Annotated in this window: 21 protein-coding genes; 12 read left to right on the top strand and 9 right to left on the bottom strand. The window is 64.2% G+C overall.

Translation table 11 applies throughout. The features are described 5' to 3' along the window. Window positions 1-34: 34 nt before the first annotated feature. A complete protein-coding gene (locus tag QZL87_RS11060; RefSeq protein WP_295319276.1) occupies window positions 35-448 on the bottom strand; it encodes a DUF2147 domain-containing protein in 414 nt (137 codons plus the stop codon). Next, window positions 445-1,302: a metal-dependent hydrolase gene (locus QZL87_RS11055; RefSeq protein ID WP_295319275.1), complete on the bottom strand. Its 858-nt coding sequence runs from the start codon at window positions 1,300-1,302 to the stop codon at window positions 445-447. Before QZL87_RS11055 ends, QZL87_RS11060 begins: the two co-directional genes overlap by 4 nt. A gap of 160 nt (window positions 1,303-1,462) precedes the next feature. Between QZL87_RS11055 and QZL87_RS11050 the strand changes: the two genes are divergently transcribed. Further along, on the top strand, window positions 1,463-2,089 hold the full coding sequence (locus QZL87_RS11050) for a TetR/AcrR family transcriptional regulator (protein WP_295319273.1): 627 nt from the start codon (window positions 1,463-1,465) through the stop codon (window positions 2,087-2,089). Between the two features lie 11 nt (window positions 2,090-2,100). Here the strand turns inward: QZL87_RS11050 and QZL87_RS11045 are convergent, their stop codons facing one another. After that, entirely contained in the window at window positions 2,101-3,096 is a 996-nt protein-coding gene (locus QZL87_RS11045) for a FecR domain-containing protein (protein ID WP_295319272.1), read from the bottom strand. Beyond that, window positions 3,093-3,605 (bottom strand): RNA polymerase sigma factor, encoded by a 513-nt coding sequence (locus QZL87_RS11040; RefSeq protein WP_295319269.1) that lies wholly within the window; start codon window positions 3,603-3,605, stop codon window positions 3,093-3,095. Before QZL87_RS11040 ends, QZL87_RS11045 begins: the two co-directional genes overlap by 4 nt. A gap of 334 nt (window positions 3,606-3,939) precedes the next feature. Here QZL87_RS11040 and QZL87_RS11035 point away from each other — a divergent pair, with 334 nt between their 5' ends. Further along, window positions 3,940-7,179, top strand: coding sequence for a TonB-dependent receptor (locus QZL87_RS11035; protein ID WP_295319267.1), 3,240 nt, complete (start codon window positions 3,940-3,942; stop codon window positions 7,177-7,179). Window positions 7,180-7,239: 60 nt separating this feature from the next. Here QZL87_RS11035 and QZL87_RS11030 read toward each other — a convergent pair whose 3' ends face one another. Continuing rightward, a complete protein-coding gene (locus tag QZL87_RS11030) occupies window positions 7,240-7,719 on the bottom strand; it encodes an Lrp/AsnC family transcriptional regulator (RefSeq protein WP_295319266.1) in 480 nt (159 codons plus the stop codon). Between the two features lie 187 nt (window positions 7,720-7,906). Between QZL87_RS11030 and phhA the strand changes: the two genes are divergently transcribed. The 9 genes from phhA (at window position 7,907) to QZL87_RS10985 (ending at window position 16,378) form a co-directional block, all read left to right on the top strand. Continuing rightward, the gene (gene phhA / locus QZL87_RS11025; protein WP_295319264.1) at window positions 7,907-8,779 is read left to right on the top strand and encodes a phenylalanine 4-monooxygenase; all 873 of its coding nucleotides are present in this window, start codon (window positions 7,907-7,909) and stop codon (window positions 8,777-8,779) included. Then, window positions 8,776-9,681: a tryptophan 2,3-dioxygenase family protein gene (locus QZL87_RS11020; RefSeq protein ID WP_295319262.1), complete on the top strand. Its 906-nt coding sequence runs from the start codon at window positions 8,776-8,778 to the stop codon at window positions 9,679-9,681. Before phhA ends, QZL87_RS11020 begins: the two co-directional genes overlap by 4 nt. Next, entirely contained in the window at window positions 9,678-10,307 is a 630-nt protein-coding gene (gene kynB, locus QZL87_RS11015; protein WP_295319261.1) for an arylformamidase, read from the top strand. The genes QZL87_RS11020 and kynB overlap by 4 nt, the downstream gene beginning before the upstream one ends. Then, window positions 10,304-11,545 carry a kynureninase gene (gene kynU, locus QZL87_RS11010; RefSeq protein WP_295319259.1) on the top strand — a complete coding sequence of 414 codons (1,242 nt, stop codon included), beginning with the start codon at window positions 10,304-10,306 and terminating at the stop codon, window positions 11,543-11,545. The genes kynB and kynU overlap by 4 nt, the downstream gene beginning before the upstream one ends. Further along, window positions 11,542-12,552 (top strand): carbon-nitrogen hydrolase family protein, encoded by a 1,011-nt coding sequence (locus tag QZL87_RS11005; RefSeq protein WP_295319256.1) that lies wholly within the window; start codon window positions 11,542-11,544, stop codon window positions 12,550-12,552. The genes kynU and QZL87_RS11005 overlap by 4 nt, the downstream gene beginning before the upstream one ends. Then, window positions 12,552-13,685 (top strand): cupin domain-containing protein, encoded by a 1,134-nt coding sequence (locus QZL87_RS11000; protein ID WP_295319254.1) that lies wholly within the window; start codon window positions 12,552-12,554, stop codon window positions 13,683-13,685. Before QZL87_RS11005 ends, QZL87_RS11000 begins: the two co-directional genes overlap by 1 nt. A 19-nt stretch (window positions 13,686-13,704) precedes the next feature. After that, entirely contained in the window at window positions 13,705-14,613 is a 909-nt protein-coding gene (locus QZL87_RS10995; protein WP_295319252.1) for a fumarylacetoacetate hydrolase family protein, read from the top strand. Between the two features lie 110 nt (window positions 14,614-14,723). Then, window positions 14,724-15,476, top strand: a complete 753-nt coding sequence (locus tag QZL87_RS10990) for an Asp/Glu racemase (protein ID WP_295319250.1) — start codon at window positions 14,724-14,726, stop codon at window positions 15,474-15,476. Window positions 15,477-15,754: 278 nt separating this feature from the next. Continuing rightward, window positions 15,755-16,378 (top strand): PilZ domain-containing protein, encoded by a 624-nt coding sequence (locus QZL87_RS10985; RefSeq protein ID WP_295319247.1) that lies wholly within the window; start codon window positions 15,755-15,757, stop codon window positions 16,376-16,378. 102 nt (window positions 16,379-16,480) lie between these two features. Here the strand turns inward: QZL87_RS10985 and QZL87_RS10980 are convergent, their stop codons facing one another. The 4 genes from QZL87_RS10980 to QZL87_RS10965 all read right to left on the bottom strand — a co-directional run bounded on the left by QZL87_RS10980 (window position 16,481) and on the right by QZL87_RS10965 (window position 20,954). Next, complete coding sequence (locus QZL87_RS10980) at window positions 16,481-17,128, bottom strand: heme-binding beta-barrel domain-containing protein (RefSeq protein WP_295319244.1); 648 nt, start codon at window positions 17,126-17,128, stop codon at window positions 16,481-16,483. Between the two features lie 20 nt (window positions 17,129-17,148). Further along, a complete protein-coding gene (gene aguB / locus QZL87_RS10975; RefSeq protein ID WP_295319241.1) occupies window positions 17,149-18,000 on the bottom strand; it encodes an N-carbamoylputrescine amidase in 852 nt (283 codons plus the stop codon). A 149-nt stretch (window positions 18,001-18,149) separates the two neighbouring features. Next, the gene (locus QZL87_RS10970; RefSeq protein WP_295319239.1) at window positions 18,150-19,133 is read right to left on the bottom strand and encodes an agmatine deiminase family protein; all 984 of its coding nucleotides are present in this window, start codon (window positions 19,131-19,133) and stop codon (window positions 18,150-18,152) included. Between the two features lie 138 nt (window positions 19,134-19,271). After that, window positions 19,272-20,954, bottom strand: a complete 1,683-nt coding sequence (locus QZL87_RS10965) for a M28 family metallopeptidase (protein ID WP_295319237.1) — start codon at window positions 20,952-20,954, stop codon at window positions 19,272-19,274. Between the two features lie 150 nt (window positions 20,955-21,104). Between QZL87_RS10965 and QZL87_RS10960 the strand changes: the two genes are divergently transcribed. Continuing rightward, window positions 21,105-23,066 carry a S9 family peptidase gene (locus QZL87_RS10960; protein WP_295319235.1) on the top strand — a complete coding sequence of 654 codons (1,962 nt, stop codon included), beginning with the start codon at window positions 21,105-21,107 and terminating at the stop codon, window positions 23,064-23,066. The last annotated feature ends 2 nt before the right edge of the window (window positions 23,067-23,068 follow it).

Here is a 23,068-nt window from a genome sequence, read left to right as displayed (position 1 = left end):
CACACGGCTTATTCAGTTAAAGATAAATCATGCTCTAACCAGCGCGGGTCCATATTTTGGTCCGGCAGAAAAAGGCGATGCAGCCCTTGAGTTCGAGCTTGCCGTCCGGAAGCAGCTTGAGCCGGCCCTTTGCCGCGCCGTCGCCCGTTTCGGGGTCGTAAACGGGGCCGCCCTTCCACTCGGTCGGGCCGCCGGTGAAGCCATTGAGGACGACAAGCCCCTTGAGCTTGCGGTGGCGCAGCTTGGGATCCGAATTGCGCACGTCGCGGAGGTCGGGGTTGGCGCGCAGGCGTTTGGCATCGACGACCTTGCCGCACAGCGCCTTGCCGCAGCGGTAGATTTCGACGCGCCCGCCCTCGCTGCCCGTCGCCCAGATGCCGGTGATGCCGGCCGCGGCGGCGGGCGTCGCGAAGGCCGCGGTGGCGAGCAGAAGCAGCGCGCGCTTCATGCCGCAAGCTCCTTGGCCTTGCCGCTTTCGAGCAGGCGTAACGCTTCTTCGAGCAGCGGGCGGTCGTCGAGCTCCCACGGATGGAAGCCCGGCTTCATATAGGTGAAAACGCCGCGCAGCAGCGCGCGCATCAGCCCGTCGCGGCCATAGAGCCATGCCAAAAGGCCTTTCCACGTCGCCCAGTCGTTGCGGCCGTCCTGCGCGAGCAGGTCGGCGGTGTTGCGGAAGATAACATAGTGGAAGCGCATCGTCGTCACGCACATCACCGTGCTGCGCTTCAGCCAGCGGCGCAGCGGGGTCATGCCGCGCGCGGCGTGGAGATAGGTGTCGAAGGCCACGGCCTTGTGCTCGATCTCCTCGATCGCGTGCCAGCGCCACAGCTGCCGCGCCTCCTCGGCCGCGCCGCCGAGATGGGCGGGGTTGGCGAGCGCGTCGTGGGCGAGCGTCGCGGTGAAATGTTCGAGCGCGCAGGTCGCGGCGAGCTGCTGGATCGGCGAGCGGCGCTTGACCCAGGCGATCGTCCGGCGCGCGCGATCCTCGGCCGATGCGATGTCGAAGCCGGCATCCTCGGCCTGGCGGTTGAACACGACATGTTCGCGGCTGTGCATCGATTCCTGATAGAGGAAATCGTCGATCTGGCCGCGCAGCGGCTGCGGCGTGCCCTCGCGATAATGGCGCACCGACGTCATGAAGAATTTCTCGCCGACCGGGAAGGTCGAGGACAGCGCGTTGAAAAAGGCGGTGCGGCCGGGATCGCCGCTGTGCCACCAGCGCGGCGGCGGCGTCTCGCGCCCGAATTTGAGATCGCGCTTTTCGATTCTGATGTCGTCGGGGGTGCGGAGGAGAGTGGGCATCGTGCAACCTTTCTGCCATCAAAGTTACATTAACATCAATGTATATATCATGAGATTGGAAGCACCGCAAGGTGGACGATGATGGTGACAATCGGCCGCTTTCGGCTAAGGCTTTTGGGCGAAGGCCGTCGCGGGGCGCGGGGCCGCAAGGAAATGGTTCATGTACAAGCAAGCGCGGCCGCACCAGAAACGGCGCAAGCGTTCGGGCGCCGAGGTTCGCGAGGAAGGGCTGGCGGCCGCGCGCGGGCTGCTTCTCGATCGCGGGCCCGCCGCGGTGACGCTCGCCAATGTGGGGCAGGCGATCGGCATGTCGCACGCGAATGTGCTCCACCATTTCGGATCGGCGGCGGGGCTGCAATCGGCGCTGATGGAATCGATGGTGCGCGACCTGACCGACGCGCTCGGCAATGTCGTCGACCTCATGAAGACCGACGCCGCGGCGCCGCGCGCGGTGGCCGACCGCGTGTTCGATGCCTTCGACAAGGGCGGCGCGGGACCGCTCGCGGCGTGGATCATCCTGTCGGGCGATGTCGAACATCTCGAACCCGTGCGCGCCGCGGTGCGCGCACTGGTCGAGGCGATCGTCGGCCAGTCGACCGACGAAGCCGCGCCCGACCGGGTGCGCGCGGCGGTGCTGATGATGGCGGTGACCGCGTTCGGCGATGCCGTCATCGGCCCGCATGTTCGCGATATGCTCGACCAGCCCGACGACGCGATGCGCGACCTGATCGCGCGCATCCTGCCGCTGTTCCTGATTCCGACCGGAATTCCGCCGGCTGCGCCTTGAATGGGGAGGCGCTATTCACCGCCGGACAGGAGAATCTGGTCGTCTGTCGCCGATATGCGGCGCGCGATGCCGTTCAATTCCATTGCCTTCACAAACCCGTCGACATCGCCCGCTTGGAACACGCCGACGACCTGCCTTTCGGGGATTTCACCGTCCTTGAAGACGAGTTTCCGCGGCGAATAGCGGTTCATTTCGGCGACCGCTTCGGACAGGGGATCGCGCATGAAGATCAGGCGCCCCTCGGTCCAGCTCGTCTCCTTCGCGACGTCGACCCGGCTGAGCGTCCAATTATGGTCGGCGCCGATCACGAGCTGGCCGCCGGGCGCCATGTCGGTGCCGCTGCCCGATCCCGATCCGGTCTCCTCGACCCGCACTTTCCCTTCGGCCAGCGTGACGACCATGTTGCCATGCTCGAAGCTGACTTCGAAGGCGGTGCCGATCGCGCGCACGCTCTTGCCGCCGGCATTCACCGTGAAGGGGCGCGACGGATCGTGCGCGACACGAAAGAAGGCGCGCCCGGCGATCAGGTCGACGCGGCGCTCACGCGGGGTTTCGCGCAGCCGCATTTCGGTTTCGGCATCGAGCGTCACGACCGAGCCTTCGGGAAGGGTGACGGTCGTCGTCTGGCCGACGCCGGTGCGGAACTGCTGCGTCTGTGTCGAGCCGAAGCCCGGGAAGGCATTGAAATAGACGGACCAGCCGAGCGTGAAAACCAGCAGCAGCGACGCCGCAAGCGCCAGATGCCGGCGCCAGCCGGGGCGCCGGCTTTCGCGTTCGCCGTCCAAATCGGCCGGCGACAGCATTTCGGGCTCCTGCGGGATCGTTCCGGCGATCAGCCACGCCCGCTCGACCAGCCGATAGGCGTCGCGATGGGCGTCGGATTGATCGAGCCAGTCGAGGAAGCGCAGCTCGTCGTCGACGGTCATGTCGCCCGACCGTTCGAGGTTGAACCATTGCGTCGCCTCTGCGCGAAGCGCCGCGCGGGTGAAGGCGTCGTTGCCGCTCACAGGTCGGGCTCCATCTCTTCGACGATGCGGACGAGGGCGCGGTGCATCAGTTCCTTGACCGCCTCCTTGGAAATGCCCATCCGCTGGGCGATGGCCTGATAGGTCAGATTTTCGAACCGATGATATTGAAAGGCCTCGCGCGCGCGGGGTGGCAGATTCTGGATCGCCTCGAGCACGCGGCGATACTCCTGTTGCCCGATCACGATGCGTTCGGGCGATCGCTGCTCGGCGATTTCGATGCCCTCTTCCAGCTCTTCGTGCAGCATGGTCGCGCGCGCCTTTTGCCGGCGGTGGCGGCTGATCAGCGCGTTGCGCGCCGCGGCGAACAAATAGCGTTCGACATTGTCGATCGGCTGGCTGAGCTCTGCCGATTGCAGGCGCAGGAAAACTTCCTGCACCAGATCGTCGACATCGGCATCGTCGACGCGGCGCCGGAAATAGCGGCGCAAGCCGGGACCATAGGTCGCCATCCACGCAGCCAGATCCCGGTCCTGTTGCGGGACGGCCATCGTCAATAATAGCCCTGATAAAACAGGCATTGCGAGATGCTCCCAACCCTACGCGTCATCCCGGCATCATTCCCAAAACGGTCATTGCGCCTCCATTTTCATGCTGGAGTTAACAGGGTAGACGCAGGAAATTCGCAAGAGGGGGGATGAAAAACGCTCCCGCCGGCGAATTTTCCTAACGAGCCGTTCACCGGGGTAGATATTAACATCGTTGAAAATTTTATTCGACCAATCCCCCCATGTCCGGAAATGGGGCGTCTATCCAAATGGCGCCGGATCGAGCGCCGGAACGGCGGGACGGGAATCCCGCAGCACAGGGCGAGGGAGAGGGGACATGCGGGTTCGTGCATGCAATTTGCGCAAATTTCTGTTGAGTGGTGCGGCGGTCGGCTGCCTGCTGTTGTCGGGCAACACGGCGCTGGCGCGCGAACATGTCACGAATTACCGCATTCCGGCGCAATCGCTCGACCGCGCGCTGCGCGACTTCGGCGTGCAAAGCGGCGTAACGCTTCTGGTCGATGCGGCGATTGTCAACGGCAAGCGCACCGCGGGGCACAGCAAGCGATCCGACCCCGAAACGGCGCTGCGCGCGCTGCTGCTCGGCACCGGCCTCAGCTATCGCCGCGACGGCGATGTCTTTGTGGTGACGCGGGAGGGAAACGTAACCCCGCTCGCCGCCGGCGGTGAGATCGAAGACCCCACGGAGATCGTCGTCACCGCGCAGAAGCGCGAGGAAAAGATCAGCGACGTGCCGATCGCGATCAGCGCCTTCACGCCCAAGGCGCTCGACGACCGCAAGGTCGAGAGCGGCGCCGAGCTGGTGCGCGCCGTGCCGAACATCAATTTCTCGAAGGGCAATTTCAGCAGCTATGACTTCACGATCCGCGGTATCGGAACGAAGGCGATTTCCGCCTCCAGCGATCCCGCGGTCGCGGTCAGCTTCAACAACACGCCGCTGATCCGCAACCGCCTGTTCGAAGCCGAGTTCTTCGACCTCGAGCGCGTCGAGGTTCTGCGCGGGCCGCAAGGGACGCTCTATGGCCGCAACGCGACCGGCGGCGTGGTCAATGTCATTCCGGCGATGCCGAGCGACGAGTTCGAGGGAATGGCGAAGGGCGAGGTCGGAAACTTCGCGACGCGCCGGCTGAGCGGAATGATCAACGTTCCGCTGACCGACACGCTGGCGGTCCGCGCCGCGGGCGCGATGACCAAGCGCGACGGCTTCGATTACAACACATTCACCCAGAAGCGCGTCAATGACCGCGACCTGTGGTCGACGCGCGTGTCGGCGCAGTGGGAACCGACCGACGATCTGAAGGCCAGCTTCATCTGGCAGCATTTCGAGGAGGACGACCAGCGTTCGCGCACCGGCAAGCAATTATGCACGCGCGACGACGGACCCGCGATGCTGGGCACGACGGTCGTCCCGGATTATCTGCGCGCCAAGCTGAGCCAGGGATGCAAGCCGGGATCGCTTTACAGCGACGCGGCGTTCGGCGCGCCGAATGCGTCGAGCTTTGCCTTTGTCTATACGGCAAAGCTGATCGGAATCGGCAATCTTCCCGACCCGGTGCTGGGGGTCGTTAACGTACCGCTGATCGACTCGGATCGCGATCCCTATGCCGGCATCCAGCAATCGCGCGACCTGCGCGAGATCGCGACCAGCTACGATCCCGTGTTCCGGGCAAAGAACGATGTATTCCAGCTCAACGTCGAGGCGGGGGTGGGCGACCTGAAGCTGATCTCGCAGACCGCCTATTCACGCGACCGCTATTATTCGTCGCAGGATTATAATCGTTTCGTTTCGGTCCCGATCTTCAATGATTCGGCCGACCCGCGCCTGATCGATGGTTTGGGGCGGCCGAACAATATCCCGGGTCCGACGCCGGGCGGCGTCTATACCGATCCGCAACTCGGTCCGTCGGACCGGATGCTGGCGGTCGATGTCAGCCAGTCGCGCAACACGCAATGGACGCAGGAATTGCGGCTGCAGTCGGACTTTTCAGGCCCGTTCAATTTCAGCGTCGGCGCCAATGCGCTGAACTTCAAGTCGCAGGATGATTATTACGTCTTCAGCAATTTGTTCAGCGCACTGGCCGAATATTTCTATAACCGTGAAGATGCGCCGGGGGAAATCGGCACGGGGACGCGCAATTGCGATCCGGGCAATGAGTTTCGCGAGTGCATTTATGTCGATCCGAACCCCATCGACCAGATCGACGGGCAAGGGCATAATTATTTCCGCAGCAAGAATGTCGTACAAACCCGGTCGTGGGCGCTGTTCGGCGAGGCCTATTGGAACGTATCGGACGACGTGAAGATCACCGCTGGCGCGCGCTATACCAACGACAAGAAGACCTCGACGCCGATTCCCAGCCAGCTTTTGCTCGGTGCGCAGAACTTCGGAAACGAGAGCGGCCCGTCGAGCGGCGGACGCGTCAGCATCGGTTATCCGGCGCTGCCGCCGATCGACCAGCAGTGGGACGCCTTCACCGGGCGGCTGGTGGTCGACTGGAAACCCGAAACCTCCTTCTCCGACGACACATTGGTCTATGCGTCCTTCTCGCATGGGTACAAGGGCGGCGGTTCGAACCCGCCGCGCGTCGATATCGACCCCAAGGTGATCCAGTATCAGCCGCTCGCCGAGACGTTCAAACCCGAATATGTCAACGCGTTCGAAATCGGCACGAAGAACAGCTTCGCCGGCGGCAGGATGACGCTCAACGCCACCGCCTTTTTCTATGACTATACCGATTATCAGGTGTCGCAGATCGTCGACCGCATCTCGCTCAACGAAAATTTCGACGCACAGAGCTGGGGACTGGAACTCGAGGCGGCGTGGCGGCCGTCGCGCAATTTCCGGGTCGACTCCAACTTCGGCTATCTGCGGACGCGGATTGGCAAGGGCGCGCAATCGATCGACGTGATGAACCGGACGCAGGGGAATGAGGACTGGGTGGTCGTGCGCCCGCAACTGGGAGTGCCCTCCAACTGCATCGCGCCGAGGGACAAGGTCGAGGCGATCCTCAATTCCTTCTTTGCCGGACCTGGCGGGCTCGGGGACCTCATGCTCTCAGCCCTATGTGCGGGATCGGCGCGATATGGCAGTTTCAATCCGAACGTCGAGACCAATCTTCGTTACGATCAGTTTCTGGGGTTCACTTACGATCCGCTCACCGATGCGCCCAACGGCGGCCGCGGCTTCTATGCCGATCTTGAGGGGAATGAGCTGCCCAATTCACCGCGCTTCACCTTCAATATCGGCGCGCAATATACGTTTTTTATCGACGACTGGAACTTGACCTTCCGCGGCGATTATTACCGTCAGGCGAAAAGCTATGCGCGCGTTTACAACACCGAATATGACCGGCTGCGCGCGTGGGACAATGCCAATTTGGCGGTGACGCTGGAACGGCCGGAATCGCAATTCGCGATGCAGCTCTATGTCAAGAATCTGTTCAACGACACGCCGATAACCAACACCTTCACGAACAGCGACGACACCGGATTGAGCGCGAATATCTTCACGCTCGACCCGCGCATCATCGGCTTCAGTGTGACCAAGCGTTTCTGATCGGCACGACGCAAGGTCCTCCCTCGGGCGCGTTTTCGGACGCGCAAGCGGTTTTGACCATCAATTGGCGCGATCGCGGGCCTCGGTCGTGCGCGCCCATTCGGCTAGATCGCCGTGGCGCTTGATCGTCTTGAGGCACACCACCGTCTTCAATCGCTGGACGCCGGGCAGCTTCGACAGATTGTGGCGGAGCAATTCGTCGAGATGGTCGGCCGAGCGCGCGAAGATCTTGAGCAGATAGTCGCTTTCGCCCGCGGTCGTGTGGCATTCGACGACGGCGGGATGCGCGAGAACCGCGGCCTCGAACTCGATATGCGCGTCGAAGCGGATCTGCACCTCGACGAAACTCTGCACCGCGAGGCCGATCGCGATCGGGTCGAGGCGCGCGGTATAGCCTTCGATCACGCCGCGGTCCTCAAGGTTTTTCACGCGCGACCAGCAGGGCGATTTGGAGAGGCCGACCTGTTCGCCGAGGTCGGCGTAGGATTGGCGGCCGTCGCGTTCGAGCGCGGCGACGATCTTCCAGTCGAGCTTGTCCATGCGTTCCGTCCTTGAATCGGCTTCTGCCAAAAATGAGGTTGGTCATGTAGTCTGGAGGGACATTATCCTGCAAATAATGAATATCACAGAACGAATGTTGATTTTCGGTCGCGTGCTGCCTGGAAATCCGCACAATGTTTGCGCGCGCGCGGGCTAGTCTGGCAACCCGAAGTTTTGGAGAGGACCGATGGCCGCGACGCATATTTTCGACGCACCGCCCGAAGGTGTCGCGGCCGATTGGACGATGCCGCAAGATTGGACCGCGTTCACGGCCGAACAGCATGAAATCTGGCAAAGCCTGTTCGACCGGCAGTCGGCCGCGCTCGATGGCTATGCGTGCCGGTCGTTCCTGGGCGGGCTCGACATCCTTCGCAGGCTGAAACCCGGCGTTCCCGATTTCGCCGAACTCAACGCGCTGCTCAAACCCGTGTCGGGATGGGAAGTCGTCGCGGTGCCCGGCTGGATTCCGAACCGGCCCTTTTTCGAGCATCTTGCGAACCGGCGCTTTCCCGCCGCCAATTTTCTCCGCCCGCCCGAGCAGATCGCCTACAGCGAAGAGCCCGATATGTTTCACGACATATTCGGCCATGTGCCGATGCTGGCCGATCCCGCCTTTTCGGATTTTCTCGTCGCTTATGGTCAGGCGGGGCTGCGCGCCGAAAAGCTGGGCGCGTCGGATTTTCTCGGGCGGCTGTGGCTTTATACGGTCGAGTTCGGACTGGTCGTCGAGGAGGGCGAGCTTCGCGCTTTCGGCGGCGGTTTGATGTCGAGCCTTGCCGAGACGGTGTCGGCGCTGACCGCGCCCGAACCGCGCCGCATCTGGCTCGACATCGAGCGGGTGATGCGGACCAAATATCATTTCGATCGGCTCCAGCAGACCTATTTCGTGGTTGCCGGGTTCGGGGATTTGCTGCGCGCGACCGAGGAAACCGACTTTGCCAGCATCTACCGCAGAATTGCGGACCAGCCGGCGCTCGATCCGGGGGATGGCTGGCCCGGCGATCTGGCTTATGAAGGGCGCCTGCCGGCCGTTCCGGCGGGCGGAGAGAGACGCTCATGATCAGGCAGACACGCGACGGCGGCACCGACATTTTCGAGACCGAGATCGACGGCGAGACGATCCAATGGGACAATGGCCTGACCTATGCGCGCCATATCCAGACGCAGCAGCTTCTGTCGGCGCAGGTGCCAGTGTCGGACAAGCCCGACGAGATGCTGTTCATCATCATGCACCAGACGATGGAGCTGTGGCTCAAGCTGGTGCTGCACGAGGGGCGGATCGTCTATGACGCGATCAAGAGCGACCGGCTCGAAATCGCGGGCAAGGGCCTCGACCGGATCGCGACGATCCAGCGGCACATGATCCACAGCTGGGAAGTGCTCGCGACGCTGACACCGCATGATTTCCTGACCTTCCGCGGTTTTCTGCGCCGCGCCTCGGGATTTCAGTCGCAGCAATATCGCGAGCTCGAATATCTGCTCGGCAACAAGCGCGGCGATATGATGATCGTCCACAAGGACGATGCGGCGGCGACCGCGCGGTTGCGCGCGGCGTTCGAGGCGCCGTCGCTCTATGACGAACTGCTGCGCCTGCTCGCGCGGCGCGGGTTCGCCATTCCCGCCGACCATCTCGAGCGCGACTGGACGCAGCCCTATGAAGCATCCGAGGCGGTCGAAAAGGCGTGGCTCGCGATCTACACCGACGTCGAGCGGCATTGGGATCTCTACACGCTCGCCGAGAAGATCACCGCGCTCGAATATTATTTCCAGGAATGGCGCTTCAAGCACATGAAGACCGTCGCGCGCGTCATCGGCCACAAGCCGGGCACCGGCGGCTCGTCGGGGGTCAATTATCTCGTCAAGGCGCTGAATCTCAGCTTCTTTCCCGAACTCTGGTCGATGCGCACCGAGATGGTCGCGCCGCGCGAGGGGGGCGATTATGCCGCGGGGACGCCGGTATGAGCCGGATCTGGGACATTTCGCAGCCGCTGCACGCCGCGGTGCCGGTGTGGCCGGGCGAGCCTGCCTTCGCGCTGCACAGCCATGCGGTGATCGGCGACGGCTGCCCGGTCAATGTCGGCGGCATGTTCACGCCGCTGCACGCGGGGACGCACGGCGACGCGCCGCTGCACTATGCCAATGACGGTGCGTCGTCGGCCGATTGCGAGCTTGATGCCTATATCGGGCCGTGCGTGCTGCTCGACGTGCGCCATGCGCGCGGGCGGGTCGAGATTGCGGATGTCGACTGGGACGCGATCGAGGGTACGACACGCGTCTTGCTGCGGACCTATGAGCAATTCCCGCACGAGCAATGGGACAGCGATTTCACCGCGATCGCCAGCGAGGTGATCGCGCGGCTCGGGGCGATGGGCGTGCGGCTGATCGGCACCGACGCCGCCTCGCTCGACCCCGAACAATCGAAGACGCTCGACGCGCATCAGGCGGTCAAAGCCGCAGACATGCGGATATTGGAAGGGCTGGTGCTCGATGACGTGCCGCCCGGGCGGTACGAACTCGTCGCATTGCCGCTCCGCATTGTCGGCGCCGACGCCAGCCCGGTGCGCGCGATCCTGAGGGAGCTTGCATGACCGAAACGATCTTCGCTGCCGATGTGGCGGCGCTCGATGCCGCCGATCCGCTTGCGCCTTTTCGCGAGCGTTTCCAGTTGCGCGAGGGGCTGATCTACCTCGACGGCAATTCGCTCGGCGCGCTGCCGAAGATGACTGGCGACCGGCTCGCCGAAGTCATCGACACTGAGTGGGGCGAGGGGCTGATCACCTCGTGGCTTGGCGCCGAGTGGTCGACCGCGCCACGGCGGATCGGCGACAAGATCGGGCGGCTGCTCGGTGCGAAGCCGGGTGAGATCGTCGCGGCCGATTCGACGTCGGTCAATATTTTCAAGGCGCTGACCGCCGCTCTTTCGTTGCGGCATGAACGGCCGGTGATCCTGTCGGAGGCGAGCAACTTCCCGACCGACGTCTATATGATGCAAGGCATCGAGGCGTTTTCGGGCGGGCGCGTCAAGGCGGTGACCGTCGCGCCCGACGCTGTCCTCGATGCGCTGAACGACGATGTCGCGGTGCTGCTGCTGACACAGGTGCATTACAAGTCGGGCCGCGTCCGCGACATGGCGGCGATCACCCGCGCCGCGCACGATGCCGGCGCGCTCGTCGTCTGGGACCTCAGCCACAGCGCCGGCGCGATTCCGGTCGACCTCAACGGCGCGAACGCCGATTTCGCGATCGGCTGCGGATATAAATTCCTCAATGGCGGCCCCGGCGCGCCGGCCTATCTGTTCGCGGCATCGCGGCACCATGCGGCGACGCCGGTGCTGTCGGGCTGGTTCGGCCATGCGCGGCCCTTCGCCTTCGAGGAGGATTATGATCCCGCCGCCGGGATCGAGCGTTTCCAGTGCGGCACGCCGCCGATGCTGGGCCTGTCGGCGCTCGAGGTCGGCGTCGACCTGATGCTCGAAGCCGACATGGCCGAAATCCGCCGCAAGTCGCTCGCGCTCGGTGACCTGTTTATCGAGCATATGCAGCCGCTCTGCGACACCTATGGCTTCAAGCTCGCGAGCGTGCGCGATCATGCGGAGCGCGGCAGCCAGGTCGCCTATGCGCACCCGCAGGGTTATCAGATCGTGCAGGCGCTCAAGGAGTTCGACGTGATCGCCGATTTCCGCGCGCCCGATATCCTGCGCTTCGGGCTGACGCCGCTCTATCTAAGCTATCGCGACATCCTCGAGACGGTCGAGCGGCTCGAAACAGTCTGCGCGACGCGCGCGTGGGACAAGCCGCAATATCATCGGCGGGCGGCGGTGACATGAGCGACGCGTCGGCACCCTTCCTGCCCAAATCGCGCGTCGCCGCGGTGCAGGCTGCGCCCGTCTTCCTCGACGCCGCGGCGACGGTCGACAAGGCCTGCGCGCTGATCGCCGAGGCCGCGGGCAATGGTGCGAAGCTGGTCGCCTTTCCCGAGGTGTTCGTCGCCGCCTATCCCTATTGGAACTGGCTGATGACGCCGATCGAGGGGGCCGAATGGCACGAGCGGCTGTATCGCGCCTCGATCCTCGTCGAAGGGCCCGAGGTCGCCGCGCTGTGCGACGCCGCGCGCGACCATGGCTGCACGGTCGTGATCGGGATCAACGAGCGCGACCCGGTGAGCGTCGGCACGCTCTATAACACCAACCTGATCATCGGCGCCGACGGCCGCCTGCTCGGGCGCCACCGCAAGCTGGTGCCGACCTGGGCCGAGAAGCTGACATGGGCAGGCGGCGACGGCAGTTCGATCCGCGTCTATGACACGCCCGTGGGGCCGCTCGGCACGCTCGCGTGCGGCGAGAACACCAACACGCTCGCGCGCTTCGCTTTGCTGTCGCAGGGCGAGCTTGTCCACGTCGCCAATTATATCGCGCTGCCCGTCGCCCCCGCCTCCTACAATATGGCCGAGGCGATCCGCATCCGCGCGACCGCGCACAGCTTCGAAGGCAAGGTCTTCACCATCGTCGCCTGCTCGACGGTAAGCAAGGAGATTATTGTGGCGATGAGTGCCGATCGACCGCAGAACCACGACTTGCTGTCGCGCCCGAACAGCGCCTGGTCGGGCATCATCGATCCGCACGGGCACCTCATCGGCGAGCCGCTGATCGATGTCGAGGGCATCGTCTATGCCGACATCGACCTTGGCGAGTGCATCCGGCCGAAGCTGATGCACGACATCATCGGCGGTTATAACCGCTTCGACATCTTCAACCTGACGATCGACCGGACTCCCCGCGCGTCGGCCCTGTTCGTGGACGAACTGCCGCCCGCGACTGACGAGGAGGAGCCGTGATGACTGGCAGTCCCGCCACCATCGACCCGCGCGACGATGTGCTCGGACGGTCGCGCGTCACCGACACGCCCGAACTCACCGCCTTTTACGAGGAACTTGCCGCGCGCAATGCGGGCGCCTTCTGGAAGCGCGCCAACGCGATCGAGCCGTGGGAGCCGGAGACGCGCTACCGTCCGACGCTCTGGCGCTATGACGAGATGCGCGCGATGTGCCTGCGTGCGCTCGATCTGGTGAAGCCCGAGGAAGCGGGGCGCCGCGTTGTCACCCTGCTCAACGACAGCGACGCGGGGCGCGAGAATGTCGCGGTATGCGGCTGGCTGTTCAGCGGGATGCAGGCGATGCGCCCCGGCGAGATCACCCCCGCGCACAAGCACACCGCCTCGGCGCATCGCTTCATCATGGAGGGAAGGGGGGCCTACACTGTCGTCGACGGGCATCACATCACGCTCGGCGCCAATGACTATGTGCTGACCCCGAACGGCGCGTGGCACGACCATGGCGTCGTCGCCGAGGGCGAAGTGTCGATCTGGCAGGACGGGCTCGACATCCCGCTGATGAACAGCCTCGAGACCAATTTCTACGCGGTTTACGACCAGCCGGCGCAGACCGCCGCCTTTCCTGTCGACGACCTGCCGCTGAGCTATGGCGGCGCGGCGCTGCGGCCCGAAGGCGTGCCCGCGTGGGAGCAGCCCTATTCGCCGGTGATGGTCTATCGGTGGGAGACGGTGCGCGACGCGCTGTGGAATCTCGCGAAAGTGTCCGACGGCACGCCATTCGACGGCCATATGATGCGCTATGCGAACCCGCTGACCGGCGGCTGGGCGCTTCAGACGATGGGCGCGCATATGCAGATGCTGAAACCCGGCTTTCGCGGGAAAGCGCACCGCCACACCGGCAATGTCGTCTATAATGTCGCGGGCGGGCGCGGCTATTCGGTCATTGGCGGCGAACGCTTCGACTGGCGGACGCACGACATTTTCTGCGTGCCCGCGTGGATGTGGCACGAGCATGTCAACCTCGACGCGTCCGAGGAAGCCTTCCTCTTCTCGTTCAACGACTTCCCCGTGATGGAGGCGCTCGGCGTCCGGATCGAGGAACCCTATTCCGAAAATGGCGGCCATCAGCCCGCCTGACTTGCAGACAGGACAGAATATGCGCTTTGTGACGTATCGCACGGTCGAGACCGAACCGCGGCTTGGCCTTCTCCACGACGGGCTCGTGATCGACGTCGAATATTTCGGCGACGCGATCGGGCAGGATCTGCCGTCGACGATGCTCGATTTCATCGACCTGGGTCCGATCGGTCTGCGTTTCCTTCGCGAAGCGATCGACAGCGCGACGACCGCCGACCTGATCGGCACTTCGCTGCCCGAAGGCAATGTCTCCTTGCTCGCGCCGATCCCGCGGCCGCGCAAGAATATCTTCGGTATCGGTCTCAACTATACCGAGCATGTTGCTGAATCGGCGCGCAGTCTCGACACGTCGAAGGAATTGCCGCAGCAGCCGGTGATCTTCTCGAAGCCGCCGACCGCGGTGGCCGCGTGGAACGACCCGATCGGCCACAATGCAAAGGTGACGCAGCAGCTCGATTGGGAAACCGAGCTCGCGGTGGTGATCGGCAGCACCGCCCGCAGGGTGACGGAGGCCGACGCGCTGAACCATGTCTTCGGCTATACGGTGATCAACGACGTGTCGGCGCGCGACTGTCGCCGCGCCGGGCAGTGGATCGTGTCGAAGGGGCAGGACGGGTTCGCGCCGATGGGACCGTGCATCGTCACCCGCGACGAGATCGGCGATCCGCACGATCTGAACATCCTGACCCACGTCAATGGCGTGGAAAAGCAGAATAGCAACACACGCTTCATGCTGTTCAATATCAATCAGTTGATCGCCGATATTTCGAGCGTGATGACGCTGGAACCCGGCGACATCATCGCGACGGGGACGCCGGCGGGGGTTGGGGCGGGGCGCGATCCGCAGGAGTTCATGTGGCCCGGCGATGTCGTCGAATGCACCATCGAGGGCATCGGCACGCTCCGCAACCCGATCGTCGCGGCGTGACCTTTCGTCATCCCGGCGCAGGCCGGGATCTCGCCCTCGCGTAACGATGCACCGGCGAGATCCCGGCCTGCGCCGGGATGACGGTTCCTGTATAATCAAGGGGTATCGACATGACCCGACCCATCCGCATCGGGCAGATCGTGCCCAGTTCGAACGTCACCATGGAAACCGAAATCCCGGCGCTGCTCCGCGCACGCGAGGGCGTAGCGTCCGAACGCTTCACCTTCCATTCGTCGCGGATGCGGATGAAGAAGGTGACCAGGGAAGAACTCGCCGCGATGGACGCGGACTCGGACCGCTGCGCGCTCGAACTGTCCGACGCCGCGGTCGACGTGCTCGGCTATGCCTGCCTCGTCGCGATCATGAGCATGGGCGAGGGCTATCACCGCGTCTCGGAAGCGCGCCTCCACCAGCGCACGATCGAGAACGGTCATGCCGCACCGGTGGTCACCAGCGCGGGGGCGCTGATCGAGGGGCTCAAGACGCTGCGCGCGACGCGGATCGCGCTCGTCGCGCCCTATATGAAGCCGCTGACCGAGATGGTCGTCGGTTATATCGCGAAGGAGGGCGTCGAGGTTGCCGACTGGCTGGCGCTCGAAATCCCCGACAATCTGGAGGTCGCGGCGCAGGATCCGGCGAAGCTGCTCGATCATTACAAACGGCTCGACCTGACCGGCATCGACGCGCTGGTGCTGTCGGCGTGCGTGCAGATGCCGTCGCTGCCATCGGTGCAGCGGATTGAGGATGCGACGGGGCTGCCGGTCGTTTCCGCCGCCATCTGCACCGCGCATCAGATGCTCGTGCGCCTCGGGCTGCCGACCGCGATTCCGGACGGCGGCGCCCTGCTGTCGGGGCGCTATTGAAGGCGCGTCTGGACGGGCGGGCGCGTTTTTTGCAGGCTATGCGTCCCGGGGCTTAATCCCCGCCGTCCCGCACCGTAAATTATGTAAAATACGAAGTATTGGCTGGCGGCGCGCGACCCGTTCGCGCGCCGGGGTTTGATCGGTGGCGTTAACTATGATCCGCAATATCATTGAATTTTCACATAAATCCTAGTAAGAAATTTCGTGATTTTGCGTATTTCGCAGCATTGGCAGAGGCTTGGGCTTCGATCTGACGCTGCTTCGATAAGGTGAATAAGATGAACCAACGTCGCTTCTCGGATCCGGTAGAGGAGCAGGACATCGCCGCCAGCACCGATCGTCGCGAAGGCGATCGCTATCGCACGGTCTGGCGGATCGCCAAGGTGATGCGCAACGGCGACGCGGGCCTGTGGCGCGTCCGCAATATCTCCGATCGCGGCATGATGCTCGCCGCCGACGTTCCGATCGCCGTCGGCGAAAAGCTGGAGATCGCGCTTTCCGATACGGTCGTGATCCGCGGCGAGGTCGTCTGGTCCGATGCGGGCCGATGCGGCGTTTCCTTCGACCAGGAGGTCGACGTTGCCGACGTGCTCAAGCAGCTGGCGGCCGAGCAGCGCGCCACCGGCTATCGCCAGCCGCGCCTGCCGGTGCATAGCAAGGCCGAGGCGGTGACCGACGAAGGCGCGGCAACGCCCGTCGAACTGGTCGATCTGTCGCAGAACGGCGCCGGCTTCGTCCACGACGGCCATTTCGAAGTCGGTAAGGAATTCGACCTCATACTCGCGGGCGGCGTCAAGCGCCGCGCCATCGTGCGCTGGTCGCGCGGCGGGCGCGGCGGCCTGTGGCTGACCCAGCCGCTCGACCGTGCCGACCTCGAAAGCATCCGCCGCTTCGAAAGCTAGGGTGGGATTATTCTTGATTAAATGGTCATCCCGGCGAAGGCCGGGATCTCGCCCTCGCAACCGACGCACCGGCGAGATCCCGGCCTTCGCCGGGATGACGATTCAGGTGGCTGCGCCCTTCACGATCTTCGCCCAGGGGTTGAGGTCGGGTTCGGCGACCTTGACCAGCCTGTTGCGGTCGCGGTGCAGGAAGGGCTCGCTCTGGCCCTTCACCATCAACGTCGTGTCAGACACATAGCTCCACGACCCGTCGTCGTGGAAATCGACGGTCAGCTGATAGGCGTCGGTACGGAAAGCGAGCTCGAGGAAAGTCGTCGAGCAGATGCCATATTCGGTTTGCCCGCGCTCCGCCCTGACGACGAGCCGTTTCGCATCGGGTACGGCATGGCCCGCGGCGATCGCGATCTGCCCGCGCGGGATCGCCAGCGTCTGAAGGATCAGCCCGGTCGCGGCTTCGTAGAGCCAGTAACCGACCTGGTCGTGGAAGGCGATGTCCTCCTCGGGCGTGTTGATGTGGACATGATAGCGCAGGCCATAGAAAAGCTGCGGTCCGTTCGCCTGCGGGTCGATTGGCTGCATCTCGATCCGCTCATAATATTGGCGCGTTTCGGGGCCGTCGGCCTTGGGATTGATATCGACCCCGCGCTGGCCTTCCCAAATTCCGGCGAGCCGCCGCAGCGGGCCGAGATTGGCGAGCGTCTCGGGATCGACGTCCTCGGGCTCGGTGAAGATGTCTTCGGGTATTTCCATGTTTTGCCCCAATTTTCTTGTCAGATATCTTCGACGAGTCGCCCGTAAAGCTGCGGCCGGCGGTCACGGAAAAAGCCCATGCCGGCACGGTGTTTCGCCGCGCGGTCGAGGTCGATCGTCTCGACGAGCACGCCGATTTCGCTTGCACCGAAGGCCTGCGTCATGTCGCCCCATTCGTCGGTGATGAAGCTGTGGCCGTAGAAATTGGCGTCGCCTTCGGGCCCGATGCGGTTCGCGGCGATTACCGGCATGCAGTTCGACACGGCATGGCCCTGCATCGCGCGGCGCCACATGCGGCTGGTGTCGAGGTCGGCGTCATAGGGCTCCGATCCGATCGCGGTCGGATAGAAAAGCAGTTCGGCGCCCATCAGCGCCATCGCGCGCGCGCATTCGGGATACCATTGGTCCCAGCAAACGCCGACGCCGATGCGGGTGCCGAAGACGTCCCACACCTTGAAGCCGGTGTTGCCGGGGCGGAAATAATATTTTTCCTCATAACCCGGGCCGTCGGGAATATGGCTCTTGCGATAGGCGCCCATGATCGCCCCGTCGGGGCCGATCATCGCGAGCGTGTTGTAATAATGCGGCCCGTCCTTCTCGAAAAAGCTCGTCGGGATCGCGACTTTCAGCTGGGCGGCGAGCGCCTGCATCCGGGCGACGCTCGGATGCTCGGTCGTCGGGCGCGCGTTCGCGAACAGTTCTTCCTCCTCGACCTGGCAGAAATAGGGGCCTTCGAAGAGTTCGGGCGGCAGGATGACCTGCGCGCCCTGCGCCGCCGCTTCCTCGACCAGCGCCGAGACGGCTTCGATGTTCGGTTCGACGGGGCCGGGCAGCGGAAGCTGCAGCGCGGCGACGGTGATGGTGCGGGTCATGGGGCGGATATAGGGGAGGGATCGGACGATGCCAGAATAAAGTCGATCGGGGAAAGCCGTCGCCCCCGCGAAGGGGGGGCGTTGCCGGCCTTGCCGTCCGTTGCTGCGTCAACCTCCAGCGGCCCCCGCCTTCGCGGGGGCGACGATGGCTAGCTGGGAAGCTGCTGGCTCGAGCAGTGGAAGCTGCCGCCGCCGACGATGATCCCGCGCGCGGGCACGCCAACCACGCGGCGGTCGGGGAAGAGCGCGGCGAGCGTGTCGACCGCGGCGCGATCGTTCGCCACGTCATAGGTTGGCACGACGACGACGCTGTTGCCGATATAGAAGTTCATATAGCTCGCCGCCGCGATCTCGCCGCCGATCTCGACGCGGCCGGGCGAGGGCAGATCGACGATCTCAACCCCGCCAAACGCTGCGGTGCGCGCGCGCGCGTCGGCATAGATGGCGGCGTTGGGGTCGTCCCCGCCCGCCACGACGGGCAGCGCGAGCCGCCCTTCGCCGACGAAGCGCGCGAGATTGTCCACATGGCCGTCGGTATGGTCGCCGACGAGTCCCTTGCCGAGCCACAACAGCCGTTCGATCCCGAGCGACTGGTGCAGCCGCACCGCGATGTCCTCGCGGGTCAGCGTCGGATTGCGGTTGCTGTTGAGCAGGCACTCCTCGGTCGTGACGCAAAGGCCGGTGCCGTCGACGTCGATGCCGCCGCCTTCGAGCACCCAGTCCTGATCGTCGACCGGCAAGCCGCTTTCGCGTGCCAGCGCGGCGCCGACTTCCTGGTCGCCCGGCATGACGAATTTCTCGCCCCACCAGTTGAACCGGAAGTTGCGTGCCCGGCGCGCCGCGCCCGTTCCCGCGATGATCGGCCCGGTATCGCGCAGCCAGATGTCGCCGAGCGGCTGGACGAGGATCTTCACGCCCGGATCGACGAGCGCGGCGGCGATGTCCGCCTGCCGCGCATCGTTGACCACCAGCCGCACCTCTTCGCCGCGGCCGCCGTCGTGGACGGCATTGGCAAAGGCGGCGACGTCGCGCCGGCCTTTGTCGATCGCCCCCGCCCACTCCTCGGCGAGGTGGGGGAAGCCGATCCACACAGCGTCGTGCGGCGCCCATTCGGCTGGCATACGGAGGGTCATCTTGCTCAAATCCTCTTTCGTCATTGCGACCCTGGCGAAAGCCGGGGGAAGCAATCCAGGGCGGTTTACGCCGCTCTGGATTGCCGCGTCCCCCGGATCAAGTCCGGGGTCCTCGCAATGACGAAGGTGCGACTATCGTTATTTGCCGGCGCGCGACTTGTCGCGGGCGGCGCGGAATTCGTCGCCCTCGACCCAGTTCGGCCACGCGTCGGTCATCGCCAGCATCCGGCCCGCGGCATAATAGAGGCGCAGGTCCGACATCATGCCGTCCCAGTTGGTGATCGCCTCATATTCGTCGCCCGGCGCGTGATAGCGGTTCTTTTCATAGTCTGCGGCGGCCTTCTTGCCGGCCTCGGCCCCGCCTTCGACCAGTTCGTCGCCGCTGCCGAAGTTGAACATCGGCACGCCGAGCTTGGCGAAGCTGAAATGGTCCGAACGGTAATAGAAACCCTTTTCGGGGGTCGGTTCGGCCTTGACCGTGCGGCCCGACATCTTGGCGAGCTTTTCGACATAGGCGTCGAGTTCGGACTTGCCGCCGCCGACGACGACGATGTCCTTCGTCGGGCCGATGGCGTTCAGTGCATCCATGTTGACGCCGCCGACGGTCTGCGCGAGCGGGAAGATCGGGTTTTCGGCATAATATTTCGAGCCGAGCAGGCCCGATTCCTCGGCGGTCACCGCGAGGAAGACGATGCTGCGATCGGGCGCGCCCGCCTTTTGGAAGGCCTGTGCCAGCGTCACGAGGCCGGCGATGCCGCTCGCATTGTCGACCGCGCCGTTGCAGATGTCGTCGCCATCGACCGGCGTGCAGCGGCCGAGGTGATCCCAGTGGCCGGTGTAGAGGACATATTCGTCGGGACGCTTGGCGCCCGGCAGCACGCCGATGACGTTGCGCGACATCTTCTTCGAAATCTGGTTATCGAAACTGAAGTTCGCCTTCACGCCGGTGAGCGCGACGGGCTTGAAACCCTTCTTCTTGGCGGCCTCGCGCAGCGCGTCGAAATCCTGCCCGGCGCTCGCGAACAATTCCTTCGCCTTGGGAAGCTGGATCCAGCCGTTGGCGACGGTCTGGTCGGCGCCGCCATTCTTGCTTTCGGCCAGATATTGCGTGCCGGTGTTGCTCGATTCGACGACGTTCCAGCCATAGGCGGCGGGTTCGGTGTCGTGGACGATCAGCACCGCCGCGGCGCCCTGTCGCGCCGCTTCCTCATATTTGTAGCTCCAGCGGCCGTAATAAGTCATCGCGCGGCCGTTGAATTCGCCCTTGGCTTCCTTGGTCTGCCAGTCGGGATCGTTGACGAGGACGACGACCGTCTTCCCCTTCACGTCGAGCCCGGCATAGTCGTTCCAGCCCTTTTCGGGGGCGTTGATGCCATAGCCGACGAAGACGACATCGCTGTCCTTGACCTCGGTCTTGGGCTGCACGCGATAGCTGAACGCGACATAATCCTTCGCATATTGCGCGGTGACCGGCGTCTTGCCGCCGGTGAAGCTCAGCGGGGTTGCGTTCTTCGCGGTGATCTCGACCAGCGGCACGTCCTGCGTCCACTTGCCGTTGTTCCCGGGCTTCAGCCCCGCTTCCTCATATTTCTTGATGATATAGGCGACGGTCTTTTCCTCGCCCGCGGTGCCGGGCGCGCGGCCCTCATAAGCGTCGGACGACAATTCCTTGGTCACTTCCTGAAGCGTCGCGAGCGACAGTTCGGGGATTTCGACGTCGGGAATCGCGGCGGCGGACGTGGCCGTCTTGTCCGACGCGTTGCACGCGGCAACGGTCAGGAGAACCGCAAGGGCTGCGGTCGATCGGGGGAAACGAAGCATGGAAATTCCTCAGGCTTTGGTATTCGACCGCGGACTTGTGCCAGTCCGGTGCCGGGCGCGCAAGCATCGCTTGCGCCGCTATCGGTGCTTGGAAAAGCGGACGCCGGGTTCTAGGGAGGCAAAAGGGGACTGGATAACAGGGGGATAGAGATGCGGGGGCGCTGGCTATATTTGCTGGGTTTAGGGATCGTCGCGGGGGCGGCGCAGGCGCAAGAGGCCGACATCGCGCGCCGCTTCGGCACGCTCGACGGCGTGACGCAAGTCAGCCTGTCGCCCGATGGGCAACGGCTCGCCTTTCTGGCACCTAACAAGGGGCTCGCGAACGATCTGTTCGTGGTCGATATTGCCGACGGGGCCTCCCCCCGCCGCATCTTGCGCGCGAGCGGCGATCCCGAAATCCTGCGATGGTGCAGATGGGCGACCGACGCGCGTCTCATCTGTCAGATCGGCGGCCGGGAAAAGGTGGGCGAATTCATCTATGGCTTTTCGTCCTTGCTGGGTGTCGATGCGGCGGGTGGCAACGTCAAGTCGCTGAGCACGCGGCGAGGCGATAACGCGCTGGGAATCGATTTTCGCGGAGGCAGTGTCATCGACTGGCAGCCCGGACCGCCCGACAGCGTGTTGATGATGCGCAGCCATGTTCCCGAGGCGAACCGCCGCACCGCTTCGCTGATCACCAAGGACGAACAGGGGATGGGAGTCGACCTGGTGAATGTCGTCGCAGGATCGGTGAAGGTCGTGGAGAAACCGAGGCGCGACACCATCGAATATATTACCGACGGCAAAGGCAAGGTGCGCATCATGGGCACTCAGCCGATGGAAGGACGGACCGACAACCTCAGCCGCATCGTGCGCTATTTCTACAAGCCCGCGGATGGCGGTGACTGGCAGCAACTGTCGTCGCTCGACACGCTGTCGCGTGAAGGATTCGAGCCATGGACGGTCGATGCCGCCACCAATCGTGCGATCGGTTTCGGCAAGATCGACGGCCGTCTCGCCGTCATGGCGGTGAAGCTCGACGGGACGGGGAAGGGCGAAACGCTCTATCGCCATCCCGAAGTCGATGTCGACGGGCTGGTTCGCGTCGGCCGCGACCAGCGCGTCGTGGGTGCGACCTATGCCACCGACCGCCGCCAGATGGTGACGACCGACACCAAGGTCGCGGCGATGGCCGACTCGCTGTCGCGCGCGCTCGGTGGACGCCAGGTCTATTTCATCGATGCGTCGGCCGATGAATCGCAATGGCTGTTATGGGCCGGATCGGACATCGATCCGGGGCGTTATTATCGCTACACGCCCGCGGCGAAACAACTCCGCCCGCTGCTTGAAGACCGGCCCCTGCTGTCGGGACTGACGCTCTCGCCGGTCAAGGCCATACGCTATCCGGCGTCCGATGGCACAATGGTCCCCGGTTACCTGACTCTCCCGCCGGGGCGCAGCGATGCCAGGGGCTTGCCGGCGATCGTGATGCCGCATGGCGGGCCCTCGTCGCGCGACGAATGGGGGTTCGACTGGCTCGCGCAATATTTCGCCCAGACGGGTTTTGCGGTCGTCCAGCCCAATTACCGCGGCTCGTCGGGCTATGGCGATCAATGGTATCAGAACAATGGTTTCCAGTCGTGGAAGGTCGCGATCGGCGACGTGAACGATGCCGGCCGCTGGATATTGGCGCAAGGGGCCGATCCCGCCAAACTATCGATCGTCGGCTGGTCGTACGGTGGCTATGCGGCGTTGCAGTCGGGAGTCGTTGCACCCGGCCTGTTTCGCGCGATAGTGGCGATCGCGCCGGTGACCGATCTCGGCAGGCTGAAGACCGAAAGCACGCGTTATACCAACGGCGCGATCGTCCGCGATTTCATCGGTTCGGGGCCGCACATCCGTGAAGGATCGCCCGCGCAAAATGCCGACCGTATCACAGCGCCGGTGCTGATGTTCCATGGCACACTGGACCAGAATGTCGACATCGATCAGGCACGGATCATGCGCGGGGCGCTGCTTTCTGCGGGGAAAAAGGCCGAACTGGTCGAATATCCCGGGCTCGCGCACGGTCTGGGCGACAGCGACACGCGCACTGCGATGCTTGCGCAGATTACGAAATTCCTGCCGCACTAAAC

It is taken from the genome of uncultured Sphingopyxis sp., from assembly GCF_900078365.1.
Classification (GTDB): Bacteria; Pseudomonadota; Alphaproteobacteria; order Sphingomonadales; family Sphingomonadaceae; genus Sphingopyxis.
Note: the sequence above shows the minus strand (reverse complement) of the source record. Positions and strands in the feature narration are given on the sequence as shown.